Consider the following 25,154-nt stretch of genomic DNA (forward strand, 5'->3'; position numbering starts at 1 on the left):
TGATTGAAGGCTTGGCAAACCGGGGTGGCCAACTATGGACGCTGAAATCCCCGGAAACTTGGTCATTTTTGCGCGCTGATCAACTGCTCTGGGTGTTCAACACCTCAGAACTAAATCTGCATAGAAAAAGCTCTGCGCCCCAAGGTTCGAAAGTCCATGCGCCCTGAAACAATCTGATCAAATACTAATAGATCATTTTGCTGTCGCAGATAGCGTACAGTACCACATCCTTCGCAGTTCGCCCTGAAGCCAGCAGGATCCTGATAAAACAGATCTGCCCTTGTCCTACAGACCGGGCATGTTTCCAAGGCGAGCAGCCCATGATTGAGCCGCTCCAGAGCGACTCCCTGATGAGTTGCGTTTACCGCAATCAAGGCATTTTTCAACATATCAACGGCCTCGTCGGACACGACCTCTCGTACTTCCAGTGCGTGCGCCCGATGGTCAACATGTAAACCGGGAATCCCATCAGCCAATGCCAGCACCGTTGCTGGAATTTTGTTGAGAGGTTTCCCATAAGCCTGCAGCACCTTACGGTAAAGAACTTGATCAATGAGCAGGCCAAAGCGCTCCACGCAGTACATGTCAGAAGGGGATAGTGTAATCCACTGCACCTGATGTGCAGCCTGATGAGACTCCTGGCCAATATTTGGCCAAGCAATGAATCTATCCACAGGGAGTTGCTGAAGCTCCTCTGATACAGGTGTACTGCTCAACCAAGGCACCACCGTGAGCAAGGTTTCGTCAGCATAGTGCTCACCTGAAGCAATGCTCACCAGCCGCCACTCAAGCCCACTTTGCTGGAGCTGTATGGTTCTACCCGCCCATATACCCTCGTCATTCCCATGCAGATACGGGTGCAACGCATGACGCAGTACCAGGCCTGCATAACGCGAATAGGCATGTGCCAGGTACTGGTTCTGCCGGAACCGCTCTTCGGGTGTTGTTCGAGTACTGAGCGTCGTCTTGTCCAGAAGATCCCAAAGAATCGCTAAATGCCGATAATGAGGGTCATGGCTAAGAACGTTGGTCAGATGCAACGAGCCCGTGACCTGTGCTTGCCGGCTGACTAGCAGGTATAGGCCGCTTTGCTGCAACCCCGAAATGGTTCGGTGCAGGCGCTGAAGAGTCCCTAGTGTTTTGCCAAGAAGCTCAGAAGTCCTGCTGGTCGTAGCTTGGTCAAATGCCATCCCCCAGAGCCGGCAAACCTCGTGGGAAAGACGGTAGTCAATCTCTTCTGATCGATAAAACTCCAGCGCCTGACTCAGGGTTGCCTGCAGGTTCTTCAGCGCTAACAGGCGGCTCCACAAGTGACGCTCGATTTTGTCCAGTAGCCTGGCAAAAACACGGTTCTCATAGATCCCATAGTCATCTTCGCTAAATCGAGCAAGCACTTTTTTGGGAATCACACCGCTCAGCGTCTGCCGCTGCCAGCACTCTGAATGCGATGCCAGATGCACCAGAGCCCCTTTTGCCAGTCGCCGTGCACGCGCGACATCAGCTACCTCATCCTGATAGTGCAAATCCAGACGTGGTCGTTGTGATATCTGATGTAAATGCCCTTGTTGCACCACGTCAAGCAAGCACTCCTCAAAGGAAAGTAGGTGACTTTGGGTGTCAATGATCGCTGCAGGCATCAACGGCGACATCAACTCGGTTCGACGTATATCAGCGTCAATGGTCTCTATTGCTTTGCACAGCTGATCCAATTGGACGGCCTGAGCTTGCTGCGGCATAACAAAAGAGCACACCTCACCTCCCAATTGGCACCGCTCGCCTCCATCGCTCACCAGAACACCAGAAAAAGCAGGTGTGTGCCCATTGAAGGTATGGCTACTGGCTGCAAGTTGATAGCGCCCCTGCTCGATTACAGGTGGTAACTGACGACATTGCTCCCCTGTGAGTCGGTCAAGCCACATCAGTTACGACCTTCCAGGCGTCGAATATCTGCATCCAGCATCTCGAGGGATTTTACCGGTTCCCCATCAAGATCAGCCTTGATCCACAAAGTCTCCAAGGCGTCTTTCAAGCTTCTGACTGCATCAACACCAACGTTGTAGCGACCAGTGACCTTGCCCGAACGCATGACTCGAGTAGACAGCAAGTGATCCAGTGCATCGCCTGAAGAGGCACCGCTTGCCAGCATCACCGGGATGAAATCCATCGCCTGCTTTTCGAAGCGATTGCCCCACCCAAGCGCAAATTGGCTACCCAACTGCTCAGTGAAGCCGTCCCCGGTCAAGCGCTGTAGCAATTCAATAACTTCCCCCTTTCGCTCTGTGCGGGCGCGGACAAATGCCTTGCGAAGGGAGGAATAGGAATAGCTCGCAGACTCCAGTTTCTTGATATTGAAACGATGATCCTGCTTGGGCAGCGTCATCACATGAGCACGGTCATAGGTTTTATCAGCCAGCTCATTGGTGGTTTCATCGTGGTTGGCCGTACCAATAAACCAGACATTACCTGGAACCAGAATCTTGCGCCCCTCATGCAGCATGGCTGGTGCATTTGGTAAGGCCGTCTCGGACAGACTGATCAAGCGCTCATCCCGATTGTTCTTCTCCAGCGCCGAGAGGAACTCGGCAAAGTATTGTTCGGGGCGCGAAAGGTTCATTTCATCCAGCAGGATGACGTTGCAGGTGTCCTGCCACCGAGGTGTCTGTGCCTTGTACAGGGCCTGCAGGCAGTCCTTCTCGTAGAAACGCCGCTCGAACGCGTTGTAATGCCCCAGCAGATCATCGCGATCACGCCAACCGGCTTGCACGGCGATGTCTGTACAGAAGCCCCCCATAGCCTTGGCAAAAGCCTTGGCCAGGCTGGTTTTGCCAGTCCCGCTGATGCCCTGGAAGACATGCAATTGGCTCATGGCCAAGCCGCCAAGCAGCACGCGAATATCTTCGAGTGGGTAGAACAGCTCTACATGCTTTTCAGCCTTGGCGATCCGGTGCTGCAGTTCCACAGCAAACAACTTGAGATCGGGGACTTCTTCCAATTCCATGCTGGCTCGGTACTCACGATCGGAGTCCATAAGCGACATGGCTGGGAAAGGTGTCTGGGTTTTCTGTGCGTTGGTAAGCTGCTCAATACGGCTTTCAAGATCATCAATATGCACGGCCAGCGTATTTTTGTGCTGCTCCAGCACACGCTTCTCCCGCGCCACAGCCTCTAGCTCAGTTGATGCGACGCGCTTGATGCTCAGCTCGCGCCGTAGCTCATCCAGCTCGGGCCTCAGCATCGAAATATCACGCTCAAGATCGGCCTTGCTACTGCGCAGGTATTCATTTTCCCGCTGCAGCTCAGCAGTGTCCGACTGCTCCAGACTACGTTTGAGGGATCTGTTTTCCTGTCGCAAGCTTTCAAGCTGCTCCAAAATCTCTCTGCCAGATTGCTCACCCAGTGCCTGCTTGAGCTCCTGAATGTCCGCCAGCTGCTCCCTCCATTCTTCGGATTTTCTCCAAGCGGTGTCACGTTGACGCTCCAACCTGGAAATTGCGTGCTCATGACTCGCACGCTCGGCTTCCATATCAGCAGCGATGCGCTGCTCAAGGGCATTCTCCGCAACCTTGATTTCATCCCACTCACGATCAAGCCTGCTACGCACACGATCAAGCTCCATCTTGCTCTGTTTTATTTCCTGCTCGCGCTGGTCCAACTGCCGGGTACGCTCAGCCTCCTCCTCAGTACAGTTGTACTTTACCGCGGCCAGGTGCCTAGCTGTGTGCGTGAGCTCGCTATCGAGCTGGCGTTTCTCTTCCTGCAACTGCTGTAGATGAGCTTCATGCTGCTGCGTCAGTTGGTGCTGACGATCCTCCAACTGGCGTAACGCTTGCTCGTTTTGCTCAACGAAACCTGCCTGCGCGTTTGCTTCGCGCAAGTTCAGGGAGCGCTCGCTATCAAGCAGCTCCGACTTCTTCTTGGAGAACAGCGATTGCTCACTCGCTAACTCAGCCTTGTCGTGCTGCAAAACAGCAGTTTCTTGCTCAAGGGTGTGCTGTGCTGTCGAAATTGCTTGCTCCCTTACTTCCACAGCTAAAGCGAGCCTATTAGCCTCATCCCAACGCTCGGCAGCTTCGTCGCGTAGACGTTCCTTGAACTGCACAAGCTCTTTGCTCACATCCGCAAACTGCTCAATCCACAGTGCAAGATCAGTGTCACCGTTGGACTGGAAACGCTCGAACACGCTGCGTAACCAATCAGGCTCGACATGGATATCAAGACTCATATTAAACGATTGGTAGACCTTGGATGCATTCTCAAATGAAGCAACCCAAGTAGGGACATGCTTCTCTAGCGAAGGACGTTGCGATCCTTTTGTGACAGATGCGGCCACTGGTATCTGGGGAGGACCAAATTTGTTTGAGAACTTCTTCGCCATTACATCCATTCCTTAAAACATGCGGTGAAGCTTAGGGCGTACTGGATACTGCCCAAGGCCATGCTACTAGTAAGTTGAGTTGAATCTCGTCCGGTAAAACGACTCTGGGCGTGACTGCTCTGGTTACGAAGGTCCGCGAGCTCCATGAGCTTGGCCAACTGCAGCTCCCGATCACCCAGTACCTTGAGCGGGTGTTGCTGAGCATTAAGAGTGCCCATGGATGCGGCAAACAGTAGTGCCTTAAGTGAGTCGCTAGGCCTGGAGCAGGCCCTGATAACTTGAGCGATCCTCTGCCTAGACAGCAGCCTGATAACTTCCTCAGTGAATGCAGGAATCTGCAACGCTGAGAGAATTCGCTGATTGAGCTTCGGATCGGGCCGTTGTTGTATTGGTAGCTGCCCAGCATCGGCTGGGTACTTGCGAATCAGCCATTGCATGACAACCTCAAGCAGTTTCTGGCACTCCATCATTGCCGCGTCCAGCTCTTGGTCGTGGCTGTCGCCCTGAAGAAGCTTCTCTCTACGGACCAGCAGTGCTGCCAAATGGCGTTTGATATCAGGCTGACGTTCCACCCAGGGGAACTCAATTAGCACCTGCAGTTCAGTCTGCTTCCGCAATGCCTCCAGCCACTGCTCGACACTCTGGTTGTCGGCACGCGGCACATTCACTAATGGTTCAAGACGAGCGAGCAGTTTAGCGTCACCCTCAATCACCTGAAGAAGTGTGTCCTGCAGCCACCAGGCATTCTCGCGCAGTTCAAATGGATCGTTGATTGACCACAGGCCACCACCATCGTCATCAGCAGTCACCCAGATAAGCGCCCGCGCAGATTGCGGTACATCATCTAGTCGCTGCACGCCCTGCAAACTGATTTGTTTCGGCAGTTGGTTGTCTTGGCCAAGCTGCTGGCTTGCGCGATAGTCTTCGCGATAATTCCGGTAGGCTAGCGTCAAGGACTCATGATCGAGTGCAGGTAGGTCAGCTCTCCCGCTCGCGATCATGTACGGTCTGATGTTATACCCGGTCTTTCTTTCATCCAGGAATTCTGGGTAGTGAGCCAGCGGATCCTTTGGCTCCAGTTGATTTAGTTGAGCAACAAGGCGCGGCCAAAACTGCCCCGTCAGCGCGTCCTGCAGCAAATAGCCGGTTTTCAGGTTGGCCTCGTCTGTCTCCTCGTCGTCTAGCAGGCGCTCACCCTTGTCCGTCAATGCTTGAGCATTCTCTACCAGCCAGCCATTACTCACGCCTTGAGCCAATATCAGCTTAATCAGGTTCTGGTGAAGTCCGGTCAGATCCGCGATTGCCTCGCCACGGACAGTGCGCGCACGAATCAATCCCAGTACCGCACGCTGAAACAGATTTAACTGTGACCTTTTGGCATCTGGATACAACACTCGGTACACCAGCACAGGCCAGAGCACCGGCTTTTTCTTGCCCCTCGGGGCGGCTCCGAACCTGAGGTATGTGCCAGTTTCAACGAAGGCTGCCATGTTCACCTCCACACATCTGGTAGAAGGCCGCCAATGCCGGTACCGCCTCCTCTGCCTCGGGACTGGTTGCCAGTGCCGAATCACCCACACAAATCAGCATTTGCCGCTGGCGACTCATGGCCACGTTCATTCGGTTCGGCAAACGCAGGAAGCCAAACTGGCGATTCAATTGCCTTTCACGATCAGCGACTACATCGCCGCTCGATTGCCCAGGCCTTGCCTGCTGATAGGTGCGTACGCACGAGAGCAAGACGATATCAAACTCCTTGCCTTGAAAGGCGTCGACTGAGCCTACACGCAATCGCTCTTCGAGGCTGACTGAGCCATCGCCTCGTACCTTTCTGGCCCATTTGAAATGCTCGTGTGGCTCATAGGTGCCGTTGCGTTGTTCCATCAACGCAACCCCTTCAATCTGCTGCCGAGAAAGTTTCTCCATGATCAGATCACGTTGCGCCGCATAGAAGGTGATGATGCCAATTGAAAGGCTGTCACCACCGGCCTGCATCAGCCTTACCACTTCTTCAGCAATGCGCTGAGCCTCAATATCCCTGATCCTGCTCGTTCCGATCCCAGGGCGATGGTCCTTGCCCTGGGAAGCGGGTACGTCGATCCATTGGCATACTCGGCCTCGGTAGTGGGGCTCAAGCTCCCCAAGAGCGTTCAGCAAATCATGGGAGAAGACAAAATCCTCTGCAGCCCTGCCGGAGCGTACCGTCCCTAGACCAACAGCCTCGTAGAATTGTTTACTTATGAACGCCCCCAGGGTCGGGTTCATTCGAAATTGAGTGTCCAGCATTACGACTCGGCGAATCGTGTCCTGCTTCTCCAGATCTTGCAGCTTTATGCGCATTCGCTCGAACAGGCTGGATCGAAATGCAGCCAATTGCAGCTCGGTCAGCTCGTGCTCCTCCTGCAATTGCCCTTCAATGTCAGGCTCGAGCATGTGCGGTAACTGCCTGTCATCGCCCACCAGAACGATGCGCCGCTTCGCCATGGACATCGGCACAAACAGATCCAGAGGGTTGGCACGGGCGGCCTCATCGATCACCACGGTGTCGAACTCAATATCGGTGCTATTCAACCCAGCCACTGACTTCAGACTCGCCATCTGCCGGCCTGCAGCTTGCTGGCAGGTTGCGCCCACCACCATGGAGTACTCATTGACAACAGCCTGAGCAGCATTACGGTCCATCGCCAGGCTGTCGGCTAGCTGCTCTAGCACCCACGCTACACCCTGTTTGCGCTGGCGCAACTTGCGCTCTAGATGCCTGTCGACTTCATTAAGCAGAGTCTGACCCTCAGGGTCGGCTTGACGCTTCAACTCCGTAGGCCGGTAGTCGGGCAAATACAGTTTGAGTAGACGAGCCTGGCAGTCCGCAAGCGCATGTAGGTCAGATTCCGCCAGTTGCGAGCTATCCGCAGCGTTTTGCAGCAATGTCAGCAACTCGGCACTGCTGCCTTGGCTATGACGTTTCAACCAACTGAGCAAATTCCAGGCTCGATCTGGGCCATCATCTGCAAATGAAGAGGCCTCGACACGTAGTGCTCGAATGCGTCGCAAGGCTTGCTCATCCGGCCGGTTCTCGGCCAAGCTGGGCGCCTGCGTCTTTAGTTGCTCGATATAGTCTTCGAGCTGATGTTCCAGCTTGGGCGGCAATACCAGACCGCTCTGGTCCAAGCCTCGCAATCCGTCCAGAATGCGGTCGAATGCTTCCGCCTGTTGAACTGGCGATGCACCGACAACTCGGGCCATCGCCAACCTGGTCGATAGATCCCTGATGCACTCCAGTTCCGGGTACTTGCTGTACTCCGTAGAAATTTTTTCCTGCAAATGGGCCGCATGCCGCTCTAGCCAGGGATCGATCAGCGACGCCTCATCGTTCGCACCACGCTTACCGCCCACGCGCGCTCCAGGCAAACCGAACACATCGCTACGATCCAGAGCGTTGTCTACAGCATCGTGCTGAAAGCTGCTGATCAGGACCTGCGCGGAAATGTCCCGTTCTTCAGCCTCTTCAGCCAGGCGACGCTGCAACGCAGCGATTACCTGCGTTTTGCCCGTACCAGGTGGGCCAATGATGATGGCCAGGTCTGGAGTATTGAGCGCAGCATCCAGAGCCAGTGCCTGTTTCTCTGTAGGCTTTCCCCCCTTGAAGGTTTCCTGCGCATAGGGTGTAAGCCCTTTGATGGGGCGCCGCCGGGCTGCTGGCACCGCAATACCCTCCAAGAGCCACTTCAACTGCGGCAAGCGCTTGCCCGAGTCAATGGACTGCTTTGCCGCAAGGCGTCGCTTGCCTACGGATCGCTGGCCTGCCAGCGAGAGGTAGAGCCAACCTTCATCCTGTTTCGGGCGAACATCACGCCGGTTCGAGGCCGTCTTGAATACAACACAGTCAGGCTCAAAACGGATGGTGCCGCGCGGTGTACTCGCGGCTGTCTTTGCCTCGTCGGTGCTCAGCTCCTCCGCCCAGTCGGGACGCTCAGTACCCAGGTCAAACTGGGTGTCGCTTGGCAATTCGAGATTGCGCCAACGTTGACGAAACTCCCGGTAGTCGTCCTGTGACTTCGGAGTCAGACGCCAGAGGTTTTCACGTCCATCTTCGCCGCCTTCACATTGCACAAAGCGCAGTGAACGCAGGCTCTCGGCTTGCTGCAATGCACTCTGCCATTCCTTATCGTTGTAGAGATTCCATAATTCCAAATAACTGGCATTGTCTCGCAGCGCAGTATCCAGTATCGCCTGTTGACTGCCGCTGTTGAGAACCGCGACAACAGAGGCATCACGGAACTCAAACTGGCCGATCAGCAAAGAAAACGCGCTGTCACGGCGCAAGTGGCGGGTAAGGCGCTTGATCAGCAGTCCACGGTCCTGCCGTTGCTCCACATCGGCGCGCCAACCATTGCCCAGCAATTGGAAGCCTCCCTTGGAGGCACTGTTGCTAAAGCGTGCGACGGTGAGCCAGTCACCCTCGGCCTGCCCACGTACCAGGAACTGCTCCGCGAACCATCGGCAGGCAAGGTCGATGCTCTTATCGGCAATTTCCTGTTTACCGTAGAGATCATCGGTAATCAGTTCGTCGACCCCAAGTTCAAGCTGCATGGTGGACACTTCGACTGGTGCGCAGTACTGCACCAGTAGCTGGCAGCTCTGTTTGCTGGTCAGCAGCCAGCGGCTCTGATCGCGTATTACCAGGCGGCTAAAGAGACCATGATCAGTCGGAGCGCAGTTCACCCTGACACGTAAGTCACCCTGTATCGCCAGCCACTCATCCTGATAGCTCTGGAGAAAAATCACCTGACCAGCCTGAAAACCGTCGATTTGCTCATCTGTAAAGAGCGCCAGCACATCCTCGGACAGCAGGGGAAAGTCTTTAAATTCCATATGTAATCACCACCGGAACTGCCAAATGACATGGGACTCTGCCAGCTCACCCACATGTAGCCGATAGGGCTCCTCGTGCTGTCCGCGCAGACTTTCCTTGAGTCCCTGGTAACGCTCCAGTGGCTTCTTCACTGAGCCCCGCTGCAGATGCAACTTGCTCTGCGACAGCGGGTAGATGACGAGTCCCTGATCTGAGTACTCGATGCGGAGATGGTCCGCAGGCCAGCGGTCATAGCTGAAGGTGGGCATCAAACGCTTGAGCTCCAGATCTCCCCCCGGTTGCAACCATACCTTACGGCCGGTGGCAATCATGTTGCCAGGCTCCTCAGACGAACCCTCCGCTTCGTCCGGCAGAGTGATAAACTCCTCGAACAACACCAGCCGGCTATCGGCAGGTTCGTCGCAGAAAAAGCATGACGCCTCATTGAGTGAATCAAGCTCAGCAGGCAGCAAGGTAGTGCCGCCGCAACCGTCGCAGCAGTAAAGGTGCTCGTCAATTTCAGCCAAGGCTTCGAGCCACTCAGCCATGCTTGGGCGCTCGCAGGGGCTGCATAGCCCCTGCTCGAAACAACGGCAAAAAAGTGCAGGTAATTTGCTGTGCTCCACCAGTTGAATCGGCAGATTGGCAAAACACTGATTGGTATCATCCTGCGTGTCGTAGATCCAAGGGTGCTCACCACGCAGCGCAGCCTCCTCTTCATTTGGCTCACCGTTGCTTACCAACTCGCCCTTGAAGGGGTGGTTATGGGTCAGCAACTGATAGGCGATGACCGCAAAACTCCAACTGTCCGTCAGGCTGGACAGCAGCGCGTCACCGCGCACCACTTCTGGAGCACCATAGTCAGCCGTGTGCAAAGTCAAGCCGCTGTGCGTTTCCAGACTGATGTTGTCGCAGTCGATCAGCCAGGTTTCCGCATGGATGGGGTCATCTGATACGAAGATGTTGCTCGGGGATAGATCGCCGTAAAGCATGCCGCGCGCATGCAATTGATTCAGTGTTCTGGCCAGCTGGCTCAGAATACGGATACGCCGGCGCAGACCACCCTGCCGAAGATAATCGGCAGACGCCTCATTTTCTGCATTGATGAAACTGTCGAGCAGGCCTTGCAACGGAACCAGACCATCCATCAGTTCCATGACATAACCGAAGCGTGGCTCAGCCAGCAGTGCCAATGGCCTGGCCAGTTTCAGATCACTGAGATTCTGACGAATCAGCCAAGCGATATGCCGCTGCCAACGCAGGCGAGCGTGCTCATCCTTGTTGGTGAAGCCCTTGATCAAAGCCTGGGGATACTGGGTCCGGTATACGATCCCTTGGCCACCCCGGCTCAATTCCTGCCGCAGTTCATAAACCGAGCCTTTGGTGTCATACACTACACGTTTCTTCTGCGCTGTCGTAGTCGCGGTCATCTGCTTCAATCCGTTCTGAAAATTCCAGCGATGGTCTTATCATCGCCGTGACGTGGTGTGGACCAACCGTGCAGTTCTCGTGTCAGCCACTTGCGCATACGGCGTTTGCTGCTGCGCAACTGGCGCTGGCAAATCGCATCGAAGAATGACTCCAACTGTTCCGGAATCAGGTCATCCGATATGCCGTCAGTCATCAGTAATACACCATCGCCTGGCTGGGTCAGCACGAATTCGGCGCTGCAGCCATCCTGAGAATTCACCTGTGCCAAGGTGGCCGTCTGATTGCCAAAGCCTTGGCGCCGATTAGTCAGCACCTTGAACACACCCTGACTTCTAACCAGCAGCATGCCATCCCCAACCTGACCAGCCATACCTTGCCCATAAATATCCACTTGAGCCCACAAACAGGTCGTTTCATGAGCCCTGTATCGATCACCAAAGTGGGCAAGCCAGGCATCACGCAGGGTCAGAGCAACCGTGCCATGCAGCATTCCTTGTCGCTGACGGGCAAGTTGCCTGAACAGCTGGACAGCTTTCCGGGAGCCAAGATGGCTAAGTGGACGACTGCCTAGCCCATCTGCCACGGCGATACACAAGCCGCCGCGTAGACCACTTACGCACAGAGCATCCTGATTAGGAGTGCCGTCCAACTGATGTGCGGGGCCTCGCACTGAAGCCCCGCCTGCCAGCATGCGCATCAGAATTCCCAGTCTTGATCGTCTGCACTAGGGATCTGCAATGGCGTGTGCTGATTAGGTGTGGCCGACTGACTGCGCGCACTGACACTCATGGTCACTGCACGGAAGAAACGGTGAATGTCGCGGGCATTCTCGGCATGGAACAGCGGCGCCTCAGGGTCGTTGGTGAAGTCGCCGAGCATGATCTCATCCGAATCCGCACCAATGGCCATAGCAAGGCGCGTGGCCTTGGATGAGCGTTCGCCATTGACCAGGCTGGCAAATGGGCCTTGCCAGTCATCATTGGGATAGCCATCGGAGACCAGCACGATCACCGGCTTGTAGGCGCGGGAAGGAATGCTGTCTTTGTCTTCGATCATCTCACAAACTAGCGAAAGAGCACCGCCCAGTGGGGTCATACCATCTGCCACCAGCGGTGTGAAGCTTTGCAACTGATGAGCCGGAGTCAGAGGTAGGTTCAACTCTGCCTGGCTACCTCCAAAGGTGATCACACTGACCTGGATCTCTGCACGCAGACGGCTCTCGCTGGCAAAACTGCTGATCATGTCTTTGAGTCCCTTGTTCAAGGCTTCGATCTTTCCATCGACCGACATGCTGCCACTGGTGTCGGCCAACACGATGACCGGCAGCGGGCGAGCGGTTTGGACTTGGAACTTTTTGAGTTCTGACATGGGTACTTTCCTTGTTGATTCTCTAGGGAAGGTGCGAATAAGCGGGGAAATTCTTCTCGGCTGACTCAGTCATTTCATTTTTTCAGTTTGAGCCGATCTTTTCTCCCGTAAATGCCTTGAATCAGCCTATTTAGACCGTTTCTTCGCCATTTAAGGCGTTATTCCCAGTTTTTAGTGAGATCTCTCCCACTGACGTATCATTTGGTCCGCCCGAAACAGGTTGGCCAGCGTGAATAACATCGCCAGTTGGTTATCGTTTTTCAGCAACCCCTTGTATCTGGCTTTCACGAAGCCGAACTGTCGCTTGATGATGCGAAACGGGTGCTCCACCTTGGCCCGGATGCTGGCTTTCATGTATTCGATGTTGATGGCCGTTTTGTTCTTGCGTGGATGCTGTTTCAAGGTTCTTACCTTGCCGGGGCGCTCGGCGATCAGCCAGTCCACATCCACCTCGGCCAGCTCCTCGCGCTGTGGCGCCCCTTGGTAGCCGGCATCGGCTGAGACAAATTGCTCCTCTCCATGCAGCAGATTACCCAGCTGATTGAGGTCATGCTCGTTGGCCGCGGTGGTGACTAGGCTGTGGGTCAGGCCACTCTTGGCATCGACACCAATGTGGGCCTTCATGCCAAAGTGCCACTGATTGCCTTTCTTGGTCTGATGCATCTGCGGATCGCGTTGCTGCTCTTTGTTCTTGGTCGAGCTGGGTGCCTCAATGATGGTGGCATCGACCAAGGTGCCTTGAGTCATCATGACGCCTGCTTCGGCCAGCCAGCGATTGATGGTCTTGAACAATTGGCGGGCCAGTTGATGCTGCTCCAGCAGGTGGCGGAAATTCATGATGGTGGTGCGGTCCGGCAAGGCGCTATCCAGGGATAACCGGGCAAACAGACGCATGGAGGCGATTTCGTACAGAGCATCTTCCATCGCGCCATCGCTCAGGTTGTACCAATGCTGCATGCAGTGAATGCGTAACATGGTTTCCAGCGGATAAGGTCGCCGGCCATTACCAGCCTTGGGGTAAAACGGCTCGATGACTTCCACCATGTTTTGCCATGGCAGGATCTGCTCCATGCGGGACAAGAAAATCTCTTTTCTGGTCTGACGGCGCTTACTGCTGAATTCACTGTCGGCGAAGGTAAGTTGATGACTCATGATGAACCCTGTTCCATGGCTCCAGATGACAAACATGATCTCATATCAGGGACTTGTTCGCACCTTCCCTAGAAGTACGGGTGAAATGCATGCCAATTGTAAAAATTGCTATTAATAGATTGCTGAAGCAGAGATTTATGAAATCGACGGCATCCAGATCAACATGAATATTTATATTCACGCAGTATTTTTTACTTTTCCGTTGATTCCGAGGCCACAGTTAGAGCAATGATGCTTGCGTCGGTGCTCTCTGTTCCGATCCCCTCAACACCTGCGTGACAAAGCTGTAAGCCTTTTCCAAGGTCTTGTCTCCAATCCCCTCGAATTGCAATAGCTGATTCAGCTGACAGACCCGCTCGTCCGCCAACGCTGTCCTAATTGCCTCGATAGACTGAGAACGCAAACCACTGCTGAACTTGATCTGCTCGGAGCTCAGTTTCAAGAATCTAGTCTTGAATACTTCGTACAGATCATCTGGTGCAACAGGGTCATAGCGATAAATCTCCACCGGAATCGCACAAGTGCCAAGGTGATGCAGCATGATTTCCAATGAGCGCTCAGCCGATACCCCCCCCATCTGAGCCCCTAGTAGCGGGAAGGCAACAGAGCTAATCCCGCGAGATTCGTAGGTCCTCATGAATTTCTCTAGCCCGGCGTGCAAGAAATCTTCCTGGCTCGGGTAGCGCCAGTGCTTCTTGGTCGGGAAATTCAACACCCAGCGATCCGCTGCTTTGTAAATCCATAACTTCCCAATACTAAACTGCCCTTGCTCGCACAGGGCACGGTACTGCTGGAACATGTCCGGATAACGCAAACGGTACTCGAATGCGATGCCTGCTCCCATCACACCAACACAGTTAATGGTGTTGACGCACGTCTGGGCGCGAGAGCAAAAGATATTGCCCGTAACCACTGAGACATTACTCACCTAAAAGCCCCCGCAAAAAAGAAGCTCGGATCGACAATCAGTCGGTCATCTAGATAAAGCCCCGCATCATTAACAGCCGCAGCTGTTTCGGCGTTTGAGCAGATCGCGACCTCGATAAATCCGGGGGCGATACTAGGCGCTACAAGTACCTCAGCGCAGCGTCGACGCTTACCATCCGGCACATCGTTCCAGTACACTGCCTTGAGAGCTTCTAGTGAAGGCAGAACCACCGATGGGCCTTTCGCAAATAGCGTCAGTTCACTGGCCGCATTGCCATCCGTAAAACAGTGCTGATCATGGTAATCCAAAAGACTTGGCGTAAGCCCCAGCACAACTAGATCTGCAGCCCGATCCCTGAGTCGGTACAGCATGGGATTTCTGGGGTTCAGGTATAACGGTACGTAATCATGCAAACAGCGCTGAAAAACCGGCTCGCGCCTTTTGGCGCGCCGAGATTGCACCTCCAGATCCGAATAATCCTGAATGTGCAGCCCTTGCGCCATCGCAGTACTGCGGGACACAAGGCCGTGCTTGCGTACCGTCCGGAAGTTCTCCAACGGCATCATGTAATACAGACAAGGCGGCAAGCCGGGCATGGGCGCCATCGAATCGAGCATGGACAGCATTACCTCACTGCTCTTCACATTCTGACCGCACATATCACTATCTCTCGCCGCTTAACCATGAGTGTTGCACATTTTATCTGAATTCCTGCTGTACTGGGAGTTGCGGCGTAACACCAGTGATGAAATTGGATTGCCATACAACAAACAGTTCTATGGCACTAGCCTGCGGCAGCGGCCCCCACTCCAGCATGTAGTGATCGTCCTCCAGAAGTTTAAATCGAGCTCCTGGCACAGTTCCGCATTCTGCCCCCTGATAGCTGAAGTCGATCATGTTGCCGGTCCGTGGATACCGTATGTAAGGCATTTGGGGTTCAGTAGTCAGGCAAAAAAATAAGTCTCAGGCAGAGGGTGAGCATGTGGCTCACCCTTTGTGTCGGTTTCACGCCTCTGTGGCTTGAACATTGCCGCTTTCTTGCCGGTAGACATCCAGATAGAGGTAACCATAGCTGGCCCTTGGATTGGCCAGGCAGACCCAATCCCCCTGCCTCAACGTCACCAATTTATCTTGGTCGCTCAGCAGTTCCCCTTGTTGAAAGAGCTTGCTAAGACGCTCAATAAACCCCGGTAAAACGGTGTCGATATCGGTAAGCCACTGCTCGTCAGCCTCGCCATAGACGCCGCTGCGATCCCATAGCAGGGAGACTCCGCTTCTCTCGACAATGGCACGTGCGCCAAAGCGTGGTTGGACCTGGGTATGTAATCCCCAACTGCCTATTGTGCTCATACTCTGTTTACTCCGAATGATGGTGAGTCATTGCATTAGTCACTGCTGACCATGCTTTATTACTCCCCGAACGGGCCGCTTGACCGGCGTGACCGTTACAAATGCCCCCGCTCTGCCAGCGACACCACGCCCTCCGTCCCGACCACCAGATGATCCAGAGTTCGGATATCCACGAGTGCCAAGGCACTTTGTAGCCGCTGGGTGATCTCGATATCTGCACTGCTGGGCTCCGGGTAACCCGACGGGTGGTTATGCACCAGCATCAGCGCTGCGGCATTGTGGTGCAGTACCCGCTTGACCACGTCGCGGGGGTAGATGGTCGCTGCGGACAGGGTGCCGAGAAACAGCTCTTCATAGGCCAGGATCCGGTGCTGGTTATCGAGGAACAACGCTGCAAAGACTTCGCGATCTCGTGCTTGCAGCAGCCCTTGCAGGGCCAAGTGCTTATCGGTAATGGCAACGCCCTTGGCCAGTTTCTGGCGGGCAATCATCTGGGCAATGATCAGCAAATCGTCGTCGGTAACGAGGCCGGGCACGCGATAAGTGCCGGGTTCCTCCCCGGCGATGAGTTTCTGATGCAACATGATGGATCCTCCAAAAGCGTTCGCCCCACTGGCCTATGGGCTGGTGGGGTGTGCTTTTTTGCAATAAAGGGGGTGGTGATTGCGGCGAGTGGGTCAGTGGGGGGCCTGGGCCAGCCCTTGCGGTGTCAGGTCGTGCAACGGGAGGTGGTAACTGGTGGCCAGCAGGTTGCCGATGCCATACAGCCACTCCCGCTGTGGGTGATCGCACAGCCATTCGGCCAGTGCGTAACCCTGTTCGGTCTGATAGCGCAGGTAGAGGGCGTAGCCATCTACCCGTAGACCGTAGTCCCGCACTACTTGGATCTGCCCCCCGCTATCGTGAACCCCCTCCAGCTCAAGGGCGAGCAGTGTTCTGGTCATCGGCACCTTCCTCATGGGGTAAGGGGTCACTCTCCACGGTAAAACCGCGATGAATACAAATGCGCTGCAGGTCAGCCAGAAAGCTGGCCAGTACCCTGGGCTGTTCAGTGAGCGGGACCGGCCCTGCCTGGCAATGCCAGAAACACCTGCGCTTGGGATCAACGCAGATCTCATTCACAGGCTGGTTCATAGTGCGCCAGTCGTCAGCATTGCTGATGGTGAGCAGTTGCCACTGAACCCCAGACCAGCGAACTTGTAGAGTCACCGTTCGGACATGTGGGCTATCGGGGGTGATGTGCAGCAGCCAGTGTTTGCCGCTGTGTACAGGTTGTAACCTGGCTTTGGCTGCAACTAGTTCTAGCCATTGGCGTGAGTAGTGGGAGAGCGCTAATTCATGTGGCATTTCACACCTCCTAATCGCCGCTGACCGTGATGCTGAAACATTCCAACCGGTAGTAGGCAATGAAGTTGCTCTGCCATATATCGAACAACTCCCGCGCTTCGGCCAGTCGCAACGGTCCCCAGCCCAACATGGTGTGCTCCCCATCGAGAAAGTTGAAATCGAGCTCCTTGCAGAGCTCGGCATCTTGCCCCAGCCCTTGGTAGCTGAAGTCGGTGACGTAATCGAACAACCAGTCGTCAAGACCACGCACCAGGCGTATTTCGACCGGGTGAACGCCGCCTTGTTCGGCGCTGTAACCGGGGTTACGGAAGTTGAAGGTCAGCTGGGTACAGCGTCCCAGGTCGAGGTCGGTTCGTTCGGCTTCCTGGCTGAGTAGAGCCAACAGTGCTTGGCAGACAGGCAGGCTGATGCCGTCCCGGTGAAAGGGAATAGTCATGGTAGTGATCCTTGAAAGTGTGAGGTAGCGGCAGTGGCTCAGTCGGTGAGCCAGGACCAGAGGCGGCTTACTGCGTGAGCGGCTAATACGCCGGTTGCCAAGGGGACCCAGCTTGGCGAAGTCAGAGTGATAGCGGAGGTGGCGAGCGTCATGCAATCAGATGCTGTGCGTTCTCGGGTCAACACGGTTGTAGCTGGGGGCATGATGGTGGTCTGCTGAGTGCGGAGGGCCGCTTTCGCCACCGCCGCCGCTGCTTGGCTAACCTGTGTCGAGTGATGGATACCGTGGATGCACCACATCACGAAGTGTTCACAGTTACTGAATAATACATCGTACCGATGCTCGCCCAGCCGAGTACGGGCACGTTCGAGGCTCTCTGTTCGGCCATACAGCCTGGCAGGGCAAGGCTTGCACCAGACCGGTTTACCATCGGAAAACTCATCCAGAGAGGTCATCACTATTTCACCGGGTAGGCCGAGATTAGGCCCCTGATAGTGGATGACATGGTTGCCCCCGACATAGAGGCCGTGGTGGGTATAACCGAGGCGAACGGTCACCAAATGATCGCCTGGGGTGAATCGAGACATGAAGTTAACTCCTTGTGGTCAGGCATATAAACGCAACAGGGCACCTAATGGGTGCCCTGGAGTCGGTGTGAAAAGATGTATGAGACCCGCCCGCGCCCAACCGAGCAGGGTACAGTCTTGGGGCAGAAGCTAGCCCGACTGGACAGTGCCGACCGGGCATTGCCGCTGGAGACGTTTGAGCGATTGGTCGAGCGTCTGGCCAGATCCTGAGTTAGAGCGCACCGGGTGCCGGTGCCGCGCCTTTACCCAATTTGTTGGTTAACGGGGATGCCCGAGTTCGCGTTCCCCGTGGTCTGGTCTCCGCTTGCAGAGCCGGTTCGGCAGTCGAATGTTCCCCTTCCTCCACCTGGGGGTAAAACTCCTCCAGCAGCATTGGCACCTCTTCATCCACCTCCTCGAACTGACCATTGCGCAGTAGCGCCCGCGCCACGGCTTCCATTTCGCTAATCGTCAGCCCAGCTTCATCATCCTGCATCGCTTCCTGCCGTGCCTGACCGACTGCCTCGGTCAGGGTCAGTTCGTCACGCAGCGTCAAGTCCACGTAGTAGACCGGGGTACGGTAGGACTGGGTGGTGCTCTTGGCCCGCAACCTCAAGGTCAGTGGCAGATAGCGGGTCAATCCACCGCTCACTGCCTCGAAATACTTGAGCCGTGCCGCCAGGGTTCGTACCGAGTTATAGCCGGTGGTACGAAAGATAAAGCTGCCGAGTTCATCCCCCTGTCCCTCCACAAATAGGTTCAGTCGTCCGTACAACTTACAGCCCTGTTGCTGGCCGTAGGGACAGCGCTCTGGACCGGGGCAACTGACCTCCTCCATCCCTTGTGCCCCCACCCGTTTTGCCATCTCTCCATTGCCGACACAGAGCGGTCGCCCAGTCTGGCGGTCAAAGGCGCTGTACTCTGCCCGCAGGTTCAGATCGCTGTCATTGAACAGCACACGTACCGGGATGGCGCGGATCTTGGCCTGCTCATGCCCTTGAGCGAACTGCTGATGCAAGGGATGGAGTAACCATCCCCCTTTCTGCTGCACCTGGGTGGTGAGGGTGAAACTGTCATCCTTCTCCGGCACCCATTTCCCGTCTTTCTGTACCAGCCTGCCGATACAGATCCGCCCGATCACGGGCGGGGTAATTGCCAGTCCTTTGATCATGGTGTTTAACTCCTGCCAGCATGAGTGGCCTGAATGGTGAAACGGCGTGAGCCGGGCACCGGTTTGACGTAGTGGCTGAGCAGGTCGGGATGATCCTGCCCGAGCCGTTCCAAGTCCGGCGCCAGCCGATCCTTGCTGCGTTTCCAAGTGATCTTGCCGTCGGCGAAGAGCCCTGCCGTGGCCTCGCCCAGCGTGGCCTGTAGCCGCTGCTTGATCTGCGACTCGCGTAGCTCCACTTCCTCCTTGTGCTCGCGCAGATGCAGTAACTCCCCGAACAGCTGGTTGAACTCGGGGGAATCGGAGAGATCGACGGTCTCTCCGTCATCGCGGGGAAATAGCCAAGCCAACGCCGAGCCTGCATCCTCAGAGCCATCGGGCTCGGGCTGCTGGTTGCTGGTGACCTGATGCCAGAACTGTGCTTCACGCTCGGTGAGATCCCGGACCTTCTCCTCGTCGCGCTCGATGCGATAAATCCGAAAATCCTGCCCCCCGATCAGCACAGCTACCTCCGCCCAGGCATGGCCGGTGACGGCGAGCTGATGAAGTACCTGACACTGGTAGGCGACCGGCACACCTTCCTCCCACTGCGGGGCACTGTGATAGCTGGCGGTCTTGATTTCGAGGATGCCGGGGCCGTCGGGGTGACCCACCACCTCCCGGTCGAGATTGGCGAGCATAAAGGTGTGTTCGGGGTGCTGTAGTACGGCATTGACCCGGCGTACCCGGTAACCGGTTCGCTTGGCGTAGACCTGCGCCAAGACCGGTTCGAGCTCGATACCCCACAGCACCGCTTCCTTGTGGGAGATATCTTCCGGCTCCTTGCGACCGGTTTTCTCCAGCCATAGCGACAGCGGGCATTTATAGGGTGAGAGGCCCACCGCCACGGCGGCATCGGACGAGCCGATCCCCAGCTTGCGGATCGCCAGCCACTGTTCGCGAGGGAGGTCGGAGGTCGAGGCTAAACGAATGGCCTGACCGTATTTGGCTTTTGCTTTCATCGTGACTCCTGCTTGACGGCATAAATGCTCCCGCCCGGATTGGCTTACGCCAGTCCGGGTGAGGGGATTTTTGCTTTCTGGTGGAATGAAAATAGGCTGCATTTGCAGCCTCAGGATGGGGTGTTGATGGGCGAGCTAAATCGCTAGATGTCTGTTAACGGGTCGTCGCAACGGCGTCAGACGTTGAACCCGATGTGTCGGCCGGTAGGCAATTCCACATCTACACGCAGCTTGCCGCCCATCGCTTCAACATAGCGTTTCATGGTGGAGAGCTTGATATCACTGCCACGCTGCTCCATCGCCACGACGGCAGGCTGACTGACACCGAGTGCCTTAGCCAACTCAACCTGCGACACCTCCAGCTCTTCGCGCAGCGCCTGTATACGCACCTCCAGCAACAGCTCGGTTGCCATTTCCTGGATGCGTTGCCGACTCTCTTCTGAACGGGAGGCCAGCAAATCGTCAAGTGTTCTTCCCATTACTTTTCCTCCAACTCAGCCAGATGCCTGGCGTACTGTGCCTCAGCCAACGGCAGCATCTCTTTGTAAAACCGCTTCTCGTTCCCGCCCTTGTTGCCAGCACAAAGCACGATGGCTTGTCGCAGCGGGTCAAAGGCAAAGAATGCACGTAGCGGCTCTCCCTGATGCTGCACCCTCAGCTCTTTTAAGTTTGTAAAACGCGAGCCCTTGATGGTATCGACCAGGGGACGCCCTACCGATGGGCCACCTTGTGCCAAGGCGAGTAGCCCAGCCAAGACTTTCTCCTGCGTCGCTTCATCTTGCACATCAAACCAAGCATTAAACAGCTCGGTCGTTTTTACTGTCCACATAGCGCACCAATATAATCTTTAGTTTATATCCTAGATGGATACGGCCATCACTGCAACAGGTTGAGGGCCCGGTTTAACGCCTGGATTTTCAGTTGCGCCCCTTGTCCGAACCAGGCGGAGTCGAGCCGGTGATCCTGACTGCGAGCACGGCGATGGTGATCCACGTACTCGGTCACCGCATTGACCAGCCCCCAGGCAGTATTGCAGGAGCTCGATAAATCAGACCCCATCCCGGCGCCCTGATAGAGCTCGTGCAGGCGTTGTACTGGGCGGGTGAGGATGATGTTCTCGTCATCCAACGGTTGGGTCAGCAGGTCACTAAAGAAGCGCAGGGCCTCTTCAGGAGCGACCGGGCGTTGCGCTAATGCCTTGGTCTGGGCTTTGAACTCATCCCAATGAGAGAGTCCGAGTCCCAGCGACTCTTTTACTGCTGTCGCATCGAACTGGGTCGAATGGGGGACCTTGATGGCCCCGCTGCTGTCACGCAGCGCCATCTGTAAGGTGTTGTTGCAGACCACTCGCAGGGAAGTGAACTGCGCCGTGGTGCAGAGGGTGCCATCGCAACTGGTGGCGAGCAGCAGGTAAGACTTCACCACATCCCCGCCCTTGAGTTTCATGTCCTGGCCGGTACGGGCCAGCGCCCACAGCTTGCGACCGCCTTTGAGTGAGCCTGCGGTTTCCAATTCAAAGCCGCCAGCTTCCACTAGATCCTGATAAAAGTGCAACACCTCGTGGGGCTGCACCACGTTATAGCGCTGGGAGACTACCGAGAGCGGTGTCAGGGTATCGGAGCGGTAGAGCACCTTGCTATCGCTGTAGGGGCGGATATGCAGGGCATCGGAAGCCACGTTAAACATCACGTCGCTCTGCTCGATGGTCCAATCCATCCCGGCAGCTTGTAGCCAGATATCGAGCGATTGCTGTGCGGGTAACAGATTGCCGAGGCCATGCCAAGGCGTCTGGCCGGTGTAGGCCATGGTGTCGATGAGATGAGCCATATAAAAATCTCCAATGAAAAAGGGGCTGCAAAGGCAGCCCCGGTCGAGGTTCATGGAGATGATATATATCTGAGATTCTTTTCATTCAGGGCCAAATTGTGCCCCATTTGGCAATTATTAACTTCGACTGGTAGTACGATAGATGCTTATGTTCTTTTGAATCCTGGAGGACGGATGCTACAGGCAATCTTAAGCAGCAAAGCGGGTCGCATTGGGTTGGAAGGGGAGTCAGTAAGTTGGCGTGAGGCGTTTCAGCGTAGTGAGGATCTGCTCACCGCCACATTTTTTGGCCGTGTTCCCTATTGGATTTGACCCCATAGGTCCAGACACTTTTTCCCGCTTAGGGTTGTGATACCCGACTGCGCAGAAATTCCCGTGGTGAACGGTATCCCAAGGCGCTGTGCGGGTGGTGCTCGTTATAATGCTCAAACGCGATAGCCAAATTGCCTACCGCTGTTCGGCTATCCGGTTTTGGCATCATCTCGATATAGTCTCGCTTCATCGTCTTCACGAAGCTCTCCGCTATACCGTTACTCTGTGGGCTTCTCACCGCAGTAGTTCTGGGCTCCAACCCGATTTCTCGTGCAAACGCGCGGGTCTCATGGGCTCGATACGCCGAGCCATTATCAGTCAGCCACTCCACCGGTGATGCCGGCAACGAATCCCCAAAGCGACGTTCGACAGACCTCAGCATGACATCTTGCACAGTGTCACTGTCGTAACCCCCAGTACTGGCCGCCCAGTCCAACGCTTCCCTATCGCAGCAATCCATGGCGAACGTGACACGTAGTTTTTCACCGTTATCACAGCGAAACTCGAAGCCATCTGAGCACCACCGTCGATTGCTCTCCTTGACGGCAACACGCCCCTTATGTGCCTGCTGGGCCAATGGTGCAGCTGGTTTTCTTTCCAGCAGCAAGCCATGCTCGCGCATGACGCGATATACCCGCTTAGCGTTTACCACAGGTTGTTCTGTTGCCTCAGACTGACGCCGTAACAGCGCCCAGACCCGGCGATAGCCATAGGAGGGAAGCTCTGCCATCGCCTCCATGATACGGCCAAGTAAGGCTGCATCATCACGCTGGCGATGATGACGACCATCTTGCCAACCCGGTTTTCGATGAACACGAACGGATAGCTGCGCACGCGATACATTAAGAGTGTATGGAGATGGTATTCACCTGACAGTTGCCCACAAAAGGGAGTGGTCATACGGCTTCAAACCGGATAACAAAACGGTACCCCTACCGTGTTATCCGGAGTCACCGTATGACCACCAACGAGAAAGTAGCACGTCGCAAACTCAGCCTGCTAGAGCTCGCCAAAGAGCTCAATAACGTCAGCAAAGCCTGCAAGCTCATCGGCTACAGCCGTCAGCAGTTCTACGAAATTCGCCGTAACTATCAGACCTATGGCGCCGAGGGCTTGCTCGACAAACTACCCGGCTGTAAAGGGGCGCATCCCAACCGGGTCGCTCCCGAGATTGAACAGGCTATCCTCGATTACTCTCTCACCAGACCAACCCATGGCCCGCTGCGGGTCGCGCAAGAACTGGCTCTGCAAGGCATCAACGTCAGTGCGGGCGGTGTGCATATTCCGGCCGATCATGAACACCAATTCCGATTCAACGTGAACACCATTTCCGGACCAATATGAACGCTCATTCCGGTTCAACCTGAACACTTCGCCCCTCCTTTCCGGAAACAGTGTTCAACATCCCGGAATCACTGTTCACATTCACCGGAATCATCCTTAACGCATTGATTTAAAAACCTTTGATACGCTCTCCCTTTTGCCAGGGAAGAGCCTATGTCTGCCAAGAGGATTGCAATGCGTAAAATTCGTGAAGTACTGCGACTGCGGCTGGAAGCTGACCTCTCTGTTCGCCAAATCAGTATCTGTACCAAGGTCAGTGTCGGCTCCATCCAGAAACTCCTCAAAAGTGCCCAGGCGCTCGGCCTTACCTGGCCCTTACCTACCGAGCTTGATGATGGCCGACTGGCTGCCCTGTTCTATCCGCAGGCCGATACCACCATCTCGGCCCGCCATGTTGTGCCGGATTGGCCCTCTGTCCATCAGGAGCTCAAGCGCAAGGGGGTCTCCAAACAGCTGCTCTGGGAGGAGTACACCCAGCGCTATCCCAATAGCTGTTACAGCTACTCCCAGTTCTGTGACCGTTACAAGTCCTGGTGTCAGTTGCAAAAGCGCTCCATGCGCCAGATCCACAAGGCGGGGGAAAAGCTCTTTATCGACTACTGCGGGCCCACGGTGCCCATCGTGTCGCCGACTACGGGTGAGGTCCGTCAGGCACAAGTCTTTGTCGCCGTGCTCGGTGCGTCCAACTACACCTTTGCCGAGGCCACCTGGTCACAGTCACTGCCGGACTGGCTGCAAAGCCATGTCCGTGCCTTTGAGTTTTTCGGCGGGACACCGGCACTGCTGATCCCCGACAACCTCAAGAGCGGTGTCAGCAAGGCTTGCCGATACGATCCCGAGCTCAACCCCAGCTACCAGCAGTTGGCCGAGCACTATCAGGTGGCGGTGATGCCAGCTCGTCCTTACAAGCCCAAGGACAAGGCCAAGGCAGAGGTGGGTGTGCAGATCGTCGAGCGCTGGATCCTGGCCCGTCTACGCCATCAGACCTTCTTCTCGCTTGCCGAACTCAACCAGTGCATCCGTGCCTTGCTGAACGAACTCAACGAGCGTCCGTTCAAGCAACTGCCCGGTAACCGACGTGACGCATTTGAGCAGTTGGACCGCCCGGCACTGGGACCACTGCCGGTGCATCCCTATCGCTATGTCGCCATCAAAACGGTCAAGGTCAACATCGACTATCACGTCAGCTATGAGCAGCACCATTACTCGGTGCCACACCAGTATGTGGGTCAGCAACTGGAGCTCCATGCAGGCGACACACTGCTTCAGGTCTATCACCAGCAACAGCTGGTCGCGAGCCATCCGCGTAAAACCATCCCGGGGATGAGCACACTCCCTGAGCACATGCCGGAACGTCACAGCAAGCAGCAACGCTGGACCCCAGGGCGTCTTAAACAGTGGGCTGCTGACATCGGACCGAGCACCTTGTGCTGGGTTAGCGAACGGTTGGAAGAGAAAGCCCATGCCGAGCAGGCATACCGACTCTGCCTGGGGCTGCTGAGTCTTAGCCGGGAATATCCGCCATCACGGGTTGAAGCCTGTTGCCAGTTGGCCAACCGGGAAGGTCTGGTGCGACTCAAACAGCTCAAGTCGGTGCTGACCAGTGGCCGCGACCAACTGCCCGCAAGCCCGCTGAGCTACCCAGAGTTACCGCAAGAGCACGAGAACATCCGTGGCCCCCAGAGCTTCCACTAAAG

At 55.6% G+C, this 25,154-nt stretch carries 23 protein-coding genes and 2 pseudogenes; 3 read left to right on the plus strand and 22 right to left on the minus strand.

The window, feature by feature from the left end:
* Nucleotides 1-110 precede the first annotated feature (110 nt).
* From ACPW74_RS03835 to ACPW74_RS03935, 21 genes are all read right to left on the minus strand, one after another.
* On the minus strand, nt 111-1,919 hold the full coding sequence (locus tag ACPW74_RS03835) for a hypothetical protein (protein WP_198133158.1): 1,809 nt from the start codon (nt 1,917-1,919) through the stop codon (nt 111-113).
* Complete coding sequence (locus ACPW74_RS03840; protein WP_042046546.1) at nt 1,919-4,375, minus strand: AAA family ATPase; 2,457 nt, start codon at nt 4,373-4,375, stop codon at nt 1,919-1,921. Before ACPW74_RS03840 ends, ACPW74_RS03835 begins: the two co-directional genes overlap by 1 nt.
* The gene (locus ACPW74_RS03845; RefSeq protein WP_042046547.1) at nt 4,375-5,865 is read right to left on the minus strand and encodes a hypothetical protein; all 1,491 of its coding nucleotides are present in this window, start codon (nt 5,863-5,865) and stop codon (nt 4,375-4,377) included. The genes ACPW74_RS03840 and ACPW74_RS03845 overlap by 1 nt, the downstream gene beginning before the upstream one ends.
* Nucleotides 5,849-9,247, minus strand: a complete 3,399-nt coding sequence (locus ACPW74_RS03850) for a DEAD/DEAH box helicase (RefSeq protein WP_042046548.1) — start codon at nt 9,245-9,247, stop codon at nt 5,849-5,851. Before ACPW74_RS03850 ends, ACPW74_RS03845 begins: the two co-directional genes overlap by 17 nt.
* 6 nt (nt 9,248-9,253) lie before the next feature.
* The gene (locus tag ACPW74_RS03855) at nt 9,254-10,657 is read right to left on the minus strand and encodes a protein kinase domain-containing protein (protein ID WP_042046549.1); all 1,404 of its coding nucleotides are present in this window, start codon (nt 10,655-10,657) and stop codon (nt 9,254-9,256) included.
* Between the two features lie 5 nt (nt 10,658-10,662).
* A complete protein-coding gene (locus ACPW74_RS03860) occupies nt 10,663-11,355 on the minus strand; it encodes a PP2C family serine/threonine-protein phosphatase (protein ID WP_042046550.1) in 693 nt (230 codons plus the stop codon).
* Nucleotides 11,355-12,026: a vWA domain-containing protein gene (locus ACPW74_RS03865; protein ID WP_042046551.1), complete on the minus strand. Its 672-nt coding sequence runs from the start codon at nt 12,024-12,026 to the stop codon at nt 11,355-11,357. Before ACPW74_RS03865 ends, ACPW74_RS03860 begins: the two co-directional genes overlap by 1 nt.
* Before the next feature lie 171 nt (nt 12,027-12,197).
* Nucleotides 12,198-13,178, minus strand: a complete 981-nt coding sequence (locus tag ACPW74_RS03870; RefSeq protein ID WP_026141915.1) for an IS5-like element IS5 family transposase — start codon at nt 13,176-13,178, stop codon at nt 12,198-12,200.
* A 220-nt stretch (nt 13,179-13,398) separates the two neighbouring features.
* The gene (locus ACPW74_RS03875; protein ID WP_042046553.1) at nt 13,399-14,106 is read right to left on the minus strand and encodes a macro domain-containing protein; all 708 of its coding nucleotides are present in this window, start codon (nt 14,104-14,106) and stop codon (nt 13,399-13,401) included.
* Nucleotides 14,103-14,732 (minus strand): DUF4433 domain-containing protein, encoded by a 630-nt coding sequence (locus ACPW74_RS03880; protein ID WP_158197746.1) that lies wholly within the window; start codon nt 14,730-14,732, stop codon nt 14,103-14,105. The genes ACPW74_RS03875 and ACPW74_RS03880 overlap by 4 nt, the downstream gene beginning before the upstream one ends.
* A gap of 73 nt (nt 14,733-14,805) precedes the next feature.
* Complete coding sequence (locus ACPW74_RS03885) at nt 14,806-15,003, minus strand: DUF2787 family protein (protein ID WP_052449453.1); 198 nt, start codon at nt 15,001-15,003, stop codon at nt 14,806-14,808.
* 108 nt (nt 15,004-15,111) lie between these two features.
* On the minus strand, nt 15,112-15,456 hold the full coding sequence (locus ACPW74_RS03890; protein ID WP_042046554.1) for a type IV toxin-antitoxin system YeeU family antitoxin: 345 nt from the start codon (nt 15,454-15,456) through the stop codon (nt 15,112-15,114).
* 95 nt (nt 15,457-15,551) lie between these two features.
* Nucleotides 15,552-16,040, minus strand: coding sequence for a RadC family protein (gene radC / locus ACPW74_RS03895; RefSeq protein WP_042046556.1), 489 nt, complete (start codon nt 16,038-16,040; stop codon nt 15,552-15,554).
* A 93-nt stretch (nt 16,041-16,133) separates the two neighbouring features.
* A complete protein-coding gene (locus ACPW74_RS03900; RefSeq protein ID WP_042046558.1) occupies nt 16,134-16,400 on the minus strand; it encodes a hypothetical protein in 267 nt (88 codons plus the stop codon).
* Nucleotides 16,401-16,813: 413 nt separating this feature from the next.
* Entirely contained in the window at nt 16,814-17,239 is a 426-nt protein-coding gene (locus ACPW74_RS03905; RefSeq protein ID WP_042046560.1) for a DUF2787 domain-containing protein, read from the minus strand.
* 38 nt (nt 17,240-17,277) lie between these two features.
* Nucleotides 17,278-17,826, minus strand: a complete 549-nt coding sequence (locus ACPW74_RS03910) for a lecithin retinol acyltransferase family protein (protein ID WP_052815456.1) — start codon at nt 17,824-17,826, stop codon at nt 17,278-17,280.
* A gap of 211 nt (nt 17,827-18,037) precedes the next feature.
* A complete protein-coding gene (locus tag ACPW74_RS03915) occupies nt 18,038-18,976 on the minus strand; it encodes a hypothetical protein (protein ID WP_042046564.1) in 939 nt (312 codons plus the stop codon).
* A gap of 5 nt (nt 18,977-18,981) precedes the next feature.
* Nucleotides 18,982-19,974, minus strand: coding sequence for a YqaJ viral recombinase family protein (locus tag ACPW74_RS03920; RefSeq protein ID WP_042046565.1), 993 nt, complete (start codon nt 19,972-19,974; stop codon nt 18,982-18,984).
* Nucleotides 19,975-20,150: 176 nt separating this feature from the next.
* Nucleotides 20,151-20,453 (minus strand): helix-turn-helix domain-containing protein, encoded by a 303-nt coding sequence (locus ACPW74_RS03925; RefSeq protein WP_042046566.1) that lies wholly within the window; start codon nt 20,451-20,453, stop codon nt 20,151-20,153.
* Entirely contained in the window at nt 20,453-20,803 is a 351-nt protein-coding gene (locus ACPW74_RS03930) for a type II toxin-antitoxin system RelE/ParE family toxin (protein WP_042046568.1), read from the minus strand. Before ACPW74_RS03930 ends, ACPW74_RS03925 begins: the two co-directional genes overlap by 1 nt.
* A 47-nt stretch (nt 20,804-20,850) precedes the next feature.
* Nucleotides 20,851-21,801, minus strand: a complete 951-nt coding sequence (locus tag ACPW74_RS03935) for a DUF932 domain-containing protein (RefSeq protein WP_052815455.1) — start codon at nt 21,799-21,801, stop codon at nt 20,851-20,853.
* On the opposite strand from ACPW74_RS03935, the gene ACPW74_RS03940 reads away from it, so the two are divergent.
* Nucleotides 21,793-22,113: a hypothetical protein gene (locus ACPW74_RS03940; protein ID WP_158197741.1), complete on the plus strand. Its 321-nt coding sequence runs from the start codon at nt 21,793-21,795 to the stop codon at nt 22,111-22,113. The genes ACPW74_RS03935 and ACPW74_RS03940 overlap by 9 nt on opposite strands.
* Before the next feature lie 28 nt (nt 22,114-22,141).
* Here the strand turns inward: ACPW74_RS03940 and ACPW74_RS03945 are convergent.
* A pseudogene (locus ACPW74_RS03945) lies at nt 22,142-22,960 on the minus strand (IS3-like element ISAs17 family transposase); the annotation flags it as partial.
* 110 nt (nt 22,961-23,070) lie between these two features.
* On the opposite strand from ACPW74_RS03945, the pseudogene ACPW74_RS03950 reads away from it, so the two are divergent.
* Both ACPW74_RS03950 and istA read left to right on the plus strand, forming a co-directional pair.
* Nucleotides 23,071-23,391, plus strand: a pseudogene (locus ACPW74_RS03950) (helix-turn-helix domain-containing protein); the annotation flags it as partial.
* A gap of 219 nt (nt 23,392-23,610) precedes the next feature.
* Nucleotides 23,611-25,152: an IS21-like element ISAs29 family transposase gene (gene istA, locus ACPW74_RS03955; protein WP_001274811.1), complete on the plus strand. Its 1,542-nt coding sequence runs from the start codon at nt 23,611-23,613 to the stop codon at nt 25,150-25,152.
* The last annotated feature ends 2 nt before the right edge of the window (nt 25,153-25,154 follow it).

This window comes from Aeromonas sp. INTO2 (assembly GCF_049860605.1).
Classification (GTDB): Bacteria; Pseudomonadota; Gammaproteobacteria; order Enterobacterales; family Aeromonadaceae; genus Aeromonas; species Aeromonas caviae.